A 7304-nucleotide genomic window follows, 5' to 3' on the forward strand; every position below is an offset into this window, starting at 1 on the left:
CGATCAGCGCTTGTTCCAGGCAGGCATGGGGTAGACCGGCTTGGCGGTGGCCACGTCTTCAGGCCAGACGGGCGCCATTTGCTTGCCCGGCAGCAGCTGCACGACGGGGAAGGGCATCTGCAGTTGCTTGCCCGTCTCGTCGATGGCGTAGGGGCCGGCCATCACCGTGAGCTTGCCGGACAGGTCCAGCGAGGCTTTCTTGAGCGCGGCGGCGTCGGTGTTGCCCGCCTGCTTGACGATCTCTTCGGTCAGCGCGCCCGCGCCGTAGGCCAGCGCGGTCTGGAAATCGGGCGGGAACTCGGCCTTGGGGAACAGGCGGTCATAGGACGTGGCGAATTGCTCGCGCGTCATGCCGGCGTTGACCTTCCAGTTGATCGCGGGATGGTAGTTGGTGTGGCTGTAGATGTAGTCCGCGTCGGCGCCGATGGCCTGGAATTGCGGCGTGGACGCGTACACCATGAAGACGTACGGGAAGTTGATGTCCAGCTGCTTCATCTGGCGCGTCATGCTGATGAGGTCGCCCTCGTAGGAGGTCGGCACCAGCGCCTCGGCGCCGGACGCGCGGGCCTTCTGCAGGATGGTGCTGAAGTCCTTCTGGCCCTTGGGGTACTTCTCGAACATCACGACCTGCATGCCGTTCTTGGCGGCCTGCTCCTTGCCGCCCTCGGCCAGGCCCGCGGGGAAGGGTTCGTCCGAATACAGCAGCGCGACCTTCTTCACGCCCAGCTTGGCGGCCATCTCCATGTTGGCGCGCAGCATGGCCGACACCGGCATCTGCGTGCCCGACACCATGTTCTTGAAGCCCTGGCGGTACAGATCGTCGCTGGCGGCGGACCAGACCATCATGTACTTGCCCAGCCGTTCCGTGACGGTCGCGGCGGCGGCCGTCAGCGTGGAACCGAAAGGCGCGAACACCAGGTCCACTTTTTCATCGACAATCAGGCGTTCGTAGACCCGCGTGACCATCTGCTTGTCGCTGCGGTCGTCCAGCTTGACCAGTTCGACGGGGTATTTCTTGCCCTTGATCTCGATGCCGCCACGGCGGTTGACGTCGTCGACCCACAGCTCGACGCCGCGCACGCCGGATTGCGAGGCGAGCGCGAAGCTGCCGGTGGACGATACCGTCATGCCGATGCGCAGCTTGTCGGAAGTCTGGGCGGCGCCGAGGGTCGGCGTCAGCGCCGCGGCGGCCAGGGCCAGCGCGGGCAGGCGGTACAGCCAGGATTTGCCAAACATGGGATGTCTCCAATCGTTATAAATATGCGATCCCGGACCTGGTCTTGGGGACAGATCGCGAGCGGTATTGAGCAGTTTTTGCGCAATACGGGAAGTAGCGTATAACAAATAGGCATGGAGTGCACGCCTTGAGTAAATTGAATTACCGACAGACCGAAATGTTGTGGGCCGTGGTGATGGCCGGGTCCATCAGCGGCGCCGCGCGGCTGCTCAATATTTCCCAGCCGGCCGTCAGCCGCATGCTCGCCCACACCGAGAAAGCGATGGGGGTGACGTTGTTCGAGCGGGTGCGTGGGCGGCTGCAGCCGACCGTGCAGGTGCAGAGCCTGTTCGAGGAGATCGAGAAGACGCAGCGCATGATGCAGCGGGTCAACGATCTGGCCGACGCGCTGGCCGAGCACGGCACGGGCGTGCTGCGCCTGGCGTCCATTCCCAGCCTGGCGCAGTACCTGGTGCCGCGCGCCGTGGCGCGCTTCCAGCAGCGCCACCCCGAGCTGCTGCTGCGCCTGGGCACGACCGCGCTGCCCAGCCTGATCACCGACGTGCTGCAGGGCGAGGCCGAGCTGGGGCTGGTGGTGATGCAGGCCGATCATCCCTTCCTGGTGTCGGAGCCGCTGCACGTGGGGCGCATGGTGGCCGCCATCCCGCGCGGGCATGTCCTGGCCGGGCGCGAGGTGGTCAGCTTGGCCGATCTGTCGCCGCATCCGCACATCATCGTCGGCACCCGCATGCCCTACGGGATGCTGGTGCTGAACGCCTTCGAGCAGGCCGGCCTGCCCTGCAATATGTGCGCCGACGTGCCCTGGAGCCAGCTGGCCTGCGCCCTGGTCAATGCGGGCGTCGGGATCGCTGTGGTGGATGAATTCACGGTCATGCAGAACACCATGCCGGACGTGGTCATCGTGCCGCTACAGGAGCGCATTCCGCTGAATATTTCGGCGGTCTATGCCAGCAACCGGGAGCCTTCGCGCATCGCGCAACAGTTCATCAAGGAGCTGCGCGGCGTGCTGGAAGAGGCCTTCCCGGGGGCAAATAAGGGACTGGATAAGGGTTAGTCCTTAACTTGCAGTTATAGTTTTATCTGTTCATAATCGCCTCCAAATAAATGTGGCCGCCGATCCCGAGCGGCCCGGAGGAGACACCATGAGCAGCAGTCCCGCCCTGGCGGCGGGCGCGGCGTCGCATCGCGCGCAGGATCAGCGCGCGCAGCGGCTACGCACCCGTATCGCCATCGCCGTCTTTGCCGTGCTGACCGTCAGCCTGGCCCTGGTCCCCGCCGCGACGTCGAATATCTCGTTCGCGTTCTACCTGATGCTGTGGATCACCATGGCCAGCGCCATGAACATCTGCGTGGGCTTCACCGGCTACCTGCCGTTCGGCTACGTGGTGTTCTATGGCGTGGGCGCCTACGCCACCGGCATCTGCTACAAGATCCTGGGCTGGCCCATCCTGCCGTCGCTGCTCGCGGCCGGCGGCACGGGCGTGGCGATCGCGCTGCTGCTGGCGCCCACGCTGCGGCTGCGCGGCGTGTATTTCGGCATCGTCAGCCTGGCGCTGGCCACCATCGTCAAGCTGGTGATCTCCAACCTGCCGCAGTCCTTAACCGGCGGCAGCATGGGCATCATCCTGTCCAACGCCAACAACCCCGCGCACAGCTACTACGCGATGCTGGCCGTCATGGGCGCCACGCTGGCCGTGGTGACCTGGCTGTCCGCGTCGGGCCTGGGCCGCGCGCTCAAGGCCATCCGCGACGACGACGGCGCGGCCGCCTGCGTCGGCATCCACGTGCCCAACACGCGGCTGAAGGCCTGGTTGCTGGCCGCGCTGTTCCCGGCGCTGGCCGGCGGCATCGAGGCCTGGTACACGAACGTGGTCGATCCCGAATACGCGTTCCATGTGCTGATCACGGCCAAGAGCATCATCTACGCCATGGCCGGCGGCTTCGGCACCGTGCTCGGGCCGGTGGCCGGCACGCTGGCGCTGCTGGGCATCGATCACCTGATCTGGCAGAAATTCCCGGTGGTGAACCTGCTGCTGCTGGGCCTGATCATCGTGCTGCTGATGCTGTTCCTGCCGCGCGGCATCGTCGGCAGCCTGATCAAGCGCAAGCCGCAACTGCGTCGCTACATCGCCTGAGGGATTCGACATGACCGGACTGATTATCCAAGGGCTGATCAACGGCCTGATCCTGGGCGCCATCTATGGGCTGATCGGCGTGGGGCTGAACGTGATCTTCGGCGTGCTGCGCGTGGTCAACTTCGCGCACGGCGAATTCCTCGTGCTCGGCGCCTATTTCGCCTTCTATCTGCTGGAATACCTGGGCATCAACCCCTTGCTGGCCTTGCCGCTGGCCTTCGCCGTCTTCTTCCTGGCGGGCTATCTGCTGTACTTCGTGCTGATCCCGAGGCTGTCCAAGGCCGAAGATCCGGAGATCAGCTCGCTGCTGCTGATGTTCGGCGTATCCATCATGCTGGGCGCGATCATGCTGCTGGCCTTCGAGGCCGACGCCCGCTCGCTGCCCTATGAGATCGAGCCGGTGTTCCTGAAGTTCGGCCCGGTGCTGGTCCCGACGGTGCGGCTGCTGGCGCTGTGCATCGCGCTGGCCATCGTGGCGGCGCTGGCACTGTTCCTGTACCGCACGCATCTGGGCAAGGCGCTGCGCGCCATCATCATGAACCGCGACGCGGTGCGCATCGTCGGCATCAACGCCGAGCGCCTGTCGGCCGTGGCCTTCGGCCTGGGCATCGGCCTGGCGGCGGCCAGCGGCGTGCTGGTGGCGATGGTGTTCCCGTCCTTCTCGCCGTTCATGGGCAACGACTACACGCTGATCGGCTTCATCGTCATCGTGCTGGGCGGCCTGGGCCATCCGGTGGGGGCGTTGGTCGGCGCGCTGCTGTTCGGCGTCACCGAGCAGGTGTCGGTGGTGTTCTTCAATCCGTCCATCGCCACCATCTGCGGCTTCACGCTCATGGTCGCCATGATCTTCGTGCGGCCCAGCGGGCTGTTCGGCCGCCAGGCGCTGCGCTAGGAGATCCGCCATGTTGAAAGTCAGCAATCTGAAAAAGCGTTTCGGCGGCCTGGTGGCGCTGCAAGGCGTGGATGTGCATGTGCCGCGCGGCGCGATCCTGGGCGTCATCGGCATGAACGGGTCGGGCAAGACCACCATGCTCAACTGCATCAACGGCATCTATACGCCGGACGAGGGTCGCATCGAGCTGGACGGCCGCGACATCGCCGGTCGCCAGGTCCACGAAGTGGCGCGGCTGGGCGTGGGGCGCACCTTCCAGGTGCCGCGCATCTTCCGCCAGCTGACGCTGCTGGACAACCTGGACGTCGCGCAGCAGCAAACCGGGCGCAGCGCCGACGAGCGCTACGCCCAGTCCGAATACTGGCTGCGCAAGGTCGAGCTGCACCGGCTGCGGCACAACTATGCCGAGGAACTGTCCGGCGGCCAGCAGAAGCTGGTGGAGCTGGCGCGCATCATGGTCGCGCGGCCCAAGGTGGTGCTGCTGGACGAGCCCTTCGCCGGCGTCAACCCGGCGCTGGCGCAGCTGCTGATCTCGGTCATCCGCGAGTTGCCGGTCGAGCACGATTGCTCGGTGGTGCTGGTGTCGCATGACCTGACCTCGATCTACCAGCTGTCCCACCACATCATTGTCATGAACGAAGGCGCGATCCTGACCGAGGGCGATGCCGACCATGTGCGGAACGATCCGCGAGTGGTCGAGGCCTATCTCGGCGAGTAGAGTCCCCCCCCCGCAGCGCCTGCGGCGCTTCCCCCTAGGGGGCGCCGCTACGGACCGGCGGAGCCGGATCCGTGCGGCCCCGCTTGAGTGAGGGCGGTTTTTATTGGGCGCGGGTGGTTTATCTCGGATGAAGGGCGCCGGGCTCGGGCGAGGGCGGTGTCTTGTTGGATCGGATTGGATTGGATTGAACTGCGCGCGGCGCAGAGGAGCGACGGATATGAGCAACGCAGTGCTTGCGCTGGAAGATGTGACCGTGGCCTATCACGGCGACATCACCATCCTGAACCGCGTGAATGTGCAGGCCCGGCAGGGCAAGGTCACGGGCGTGATCGGACCCAATGGCGCCGGGAAGTCAACGGTGCTCAAGACGCTGTTCGGCTTCCTGCCGCCGCGCACGGGCCGCATCACGTTGCGCGGGCAGGACATCAGCGCGCAGCCTTCGCATGAGCGCGCGCGCCACGGCGTGGCCTTCGTGCCGCAGCACCGCAGCCTGTTCGGCGAGCTGTCTGTGCATGACAACCTGCTGCTGGGCTGCTGGCCGTTCCGGCAGGACAAGGCGCGCGTGCGCCGGCGCATCGAGTCTGTGTACGAGCGTTTTCCGATCCTGGCGCAGAAGCGCGACGATCCGGTGTCCAGCATGAGCGGCGGCCAGCAGCGTTTCGTGGAGTTTGGCCGCGCGCTCCTGATCGAGCCCTCGGTGATCCTGCTGGACGAACCGACCGCCATGCTGGCGCCGCGGATCTCCAAGGAAATCTATGCGCTGATCCGTGGCTTCGCGGACGAGGGCATGACGGTGGTGCTGGTGGACCAGAACGTGCGCCGCTGCGCCGAGATCTCGGACTATATGTACATCCTGGAGCTGGGCCGCAACAAGGCGGAGGGATCGCGCGAGGCCTTCGACGAGGGCGGCGGGTTGCGCGAAATGGTCGCGTCGTGGATGGACTACAAGATCGACTGAGGGCACGACGGCACTGGACGGGACCGGACCGGGCATGGCCCGGCCCGGCTGTCGTCACAGCGGCCGTCCGAGCCGCTTTTCCACCTGGGCTTTTTCCCATTGCGGACCGAACAGCCGCCAGGGCGCGTAGACCCGGATGGCGCGCGCCGCCAGGGCCAGCCCCAGGCCCAGCATCGCCCAGTATGACCACATGTTGTGGGGCGATGTCAGCAGGTTGATCGCGAGCAGCGCCACCGCGATCAGTACGTAGCGCATGCAGGCCACATAGAAACCGCGCAATTCGCGGACATGGGCGAAGGCTTCCCGTTCCGCCTCGTCGGCGGCCGTCATTGTCGTGTCCATATTTGCTTCCTCCGTATTCAGGGTGGAAAAGTCGACTTCGAAAACCGAGGCAATGGACTTGAGTGTTTCCACGCTCGCGGGTTGGCCCGCTTCGATGCGCTGGATGGTCCGGGCGCTCAGCCCGCTGGCCTGGGCCAGCTGCTGTTGGGACCAGCCACGCTTGAGGCGCAGCTTTTGAATCAACATGGTTCGGCTTCCATTGGTTCGGAGCTGCCAAGGTAGCCGAAAGGACGGCGCAGCGATACGACACGGGCACGACACGAGCACGACAGGGGCGCGACAGCGCTGCGACGGCTATCCACCAGGGGGGCGACCGCCCTGGCGGCGGCAGATTCTGGCCGTCGATGCCTGTCCCTGGTTTTGGCCGAGCGCAAGTTGACGCTGCGCTTTTGGGGCGGTCAGCCGGCGCCGTGATCGAACGTCACTGTGTCCAATCGTCCAGCCGCAGCCCGGACACACGGGAAAACTCGCGAGTGTTGTTCGTGACAAGCACGAAACCCCGAGAGCGCGCATGGCCGGCGATCATGGCATCGTAGGGGCCGATGGGCGTGCCGGCCCGCGCCAGCTCCGCCCGTAGCCGGCCAGCGTGCGTGGCTGCCGCGCGGTCATAGTTCAGCACTTCCAGGCGTTTCAGGAATCCGTCGATGACGGCGTGGTTGCGGGCCGGGGTTGCTGACTTTTCCGCGCCGTAGCGCAGTTCCATTGCGGTGATCGCGCTTACGCACAGCTGGCCGGGCCGCCGGTTGAGCGCCTGCCGCACGTTGCTCGGCTTGTTCTTGATGGCGAAGATGCAGATGTTCGTGTCGAGCACGAACCGCAGCGTCATCGGGCATCGTCCGTCGGCTGGTCGCGATCGACAAGAAAGTCGGCTGTGACGGATTCACCGTCGAACCAGGCGTCCCAGGAATTGTCGGCGGACGCGGTGGCGCGCCGATGGTTGCCGGCGGCGGGCCTGGCCGGGGGTTCCTGCAGGGCGATGGTCGGGGTGGGGCGGATCTTGTAGCGGGATTCCAGTGTCATGG

The 7304-nt window shown here is 65.7% G+C and carries 9 protein-coding genes; 5 read left to right on the plus strand and 4 right to left on the minus strand.

Annotated features, from left to right (window positions below):
- Window positions 1-3: 3 nt before the first annotated feature.
- The gene (locus tag KDH83_RS15100) at window positions 4-1236 is read right to left on the minus strand and encodes an amino acid ABC transporter substrate-binding protein (protein ID WP_212317211.1); all 1233 of its coding nucleotides are present in this window, start codon (window positions 1234-1236) and stop codon (window positions 4-6) included.
- 119 nt (window positions 1237-1355) lie between these two features.
- Between KDH83_RS15100 and KDH83_RS15105 the strand changes: the two genes are divergently transcribed.
- The 5 genes from KDH83_RS15105 to KDH83_RS15125 all read left to right on the plus strand — a co-directional run bounded on the left by KDH83_RS15105 (window position 1356) and on the right by KDH83_RS15125 (window position 5940).
- Complete coding sequence (locus KDH83_RS15105; protein WP_212317213.1) at window positions 1356-2291, plus strand: LysR family transcriptional regulator; 936 nt, start codon at window positions 1356-1358, stop codon at window positions 2289-2291.
- A gap of 88 nt (window positions 2292-2379) precedes the next feature.
- Window positions 2380-3372, plus strand: coding sequence for a branched-chain amino acid ABC transporter permease (locus tag KDH83_RS15110; RefSeq protein ID WP_212317215.1), 993 nt, complete (start codon window positions 2380-2382; stop codon window positions 3370-3372).
- A gap of 10 nt (window positions 3373-3382) precedes the next feature.
- Window positions 3383-4264: a branched-chain amino acid ABC transporter permease gene (locus KDH83_RS15115; protein ID WP_212317217.1), complete on the plus strand. Its 882-nt coding sequence runs from the start codon at window positions 3383-3385 to the stop codon at window positions 4262-4264.
- Between the two features lie 10 nt (window positions 4265-4274).
- Window positions 4275-4982 carry an ABC transporter ATP-binding protein gene (locus tag KDH83_RS15120; protein WP_103272282.1) on the plus strand — a complete coding sequence of 236 codons (708 nt, stop codon included), beginning with the start codon at window positions 4275-4277 and terminating at the stop codon, window positions 4980-4982.
- Between the two features lie 217 nt (window positions 4983-5199).
- A complete protein-coding gene (locus KDH83_RS15125; protein WP_212317219.1) occupies window positions 5200-5940 on the plus strand; it encodes an ABC transporter ATP-binding protein in 741 nt (246 codons plus the stop codon).
- 54 nt (window positions 5941-5994) lie between these two features.
- Here the strand turns inward: KDH83_RS15125 and KDH83_RS15130 are convergent, their stop codons facing one another.
- The 3 genes from KDH83_RS15130 to KDH83_RS15140 all read right to left on the minus strand — a co-directional run.
- Window positions 5995-6468: a helix-turn-helix domain-containing protein gene (locus KDH83_RS15130; protein WP_212317221.1), complete on the minus strand. Its 474-nt coding sequence runs from the start codon at window positions 6466-6468 to the stop codon at window positions 5995-5997.
- A gap of 235 nt (window positions 6469-6703) precedes the next feature.
- The gene (gene vapC, locus KDH83_RS15135; protein WP_212317223.1) at window positions 6704-7108 is read right to left on the minus strand and encodes a tRNA(fMet)-specific endonuclease VapC; all 405 of its coding nucleotides are present in this window, start codon (window positions 7106-7108) and stop codon (window positions 6704-6706) included.
- Window positions 7105-7304: hypothetical protein (locus tag KDH83_RS15140; RefSeq protein WP_212317225.1), on the minus strand; the 200-nt coding region annotated here is incomplete at its 5' end. The genes vapC and KDH83_RS15140, both read right to left, overlap by 4 nt.

This window comes from Achromobacter sp. Marseille-Q0513, assembly GCF_018195695.1.
In the GTDB taxonomy this organism is placed as follows: domain Bacteria; phylum Pseudomonadota; class Gammaproteobacteria; order Burkholderiales; family Burkholderiaceae_B; genus Achromobacter.

Coding starts and splice junctions, on each gene's coding strand:
- KDH83_RS15100 (WP_212317211.1), bottom strand. CDS start 1,236: ATGTTTGGCAAATCCTGGCTGTACCGCCTGCCCGCGCTGGCCCTGGCC.
- KDH83_RS15110 (WP_212317215.1), top strand. CDS start 2,380: ATGAGCAGCAGTCCCGCCCTGGCGGCGGGCGCGGCGTCGCATCGCGCG.
- KDH83_RS15115 (WP_212317217.1), top strand. CDS start 3,383: ATGACCGGACTGATTATCCAAGGGCTGATCAACGGCCTGATCCTGGGC.
- KDH83_RS15120 (WP_103272282.1), top strand. CDS start 4,275: ATGTTGAAAGTCAGCAATCTGAAAAAGCGTTTCGGCGGCCTGGTGGCG.
- KDH83_RS15125 (WP_212317219.1), top strand. CDS start 5,200: ATGAGCAACGCAGTGCTTGCGCTGGAAGATGTGACCGTGGCCTATCAC.
- KDH83_RS15130 (WP_212317221.1), bottom strand. CDS start 6,468: ATGTTGATTCAAAAGCTGCGCCTCAAGCGTGGCTGGTCCCAACAGCAG.
- vapC (WP_212317223.1), bottom strand. CDS start 7,108: ATGACGCTGCGGTTCGTGCTCGACACGAACATCTGCATCTTCGCCATC.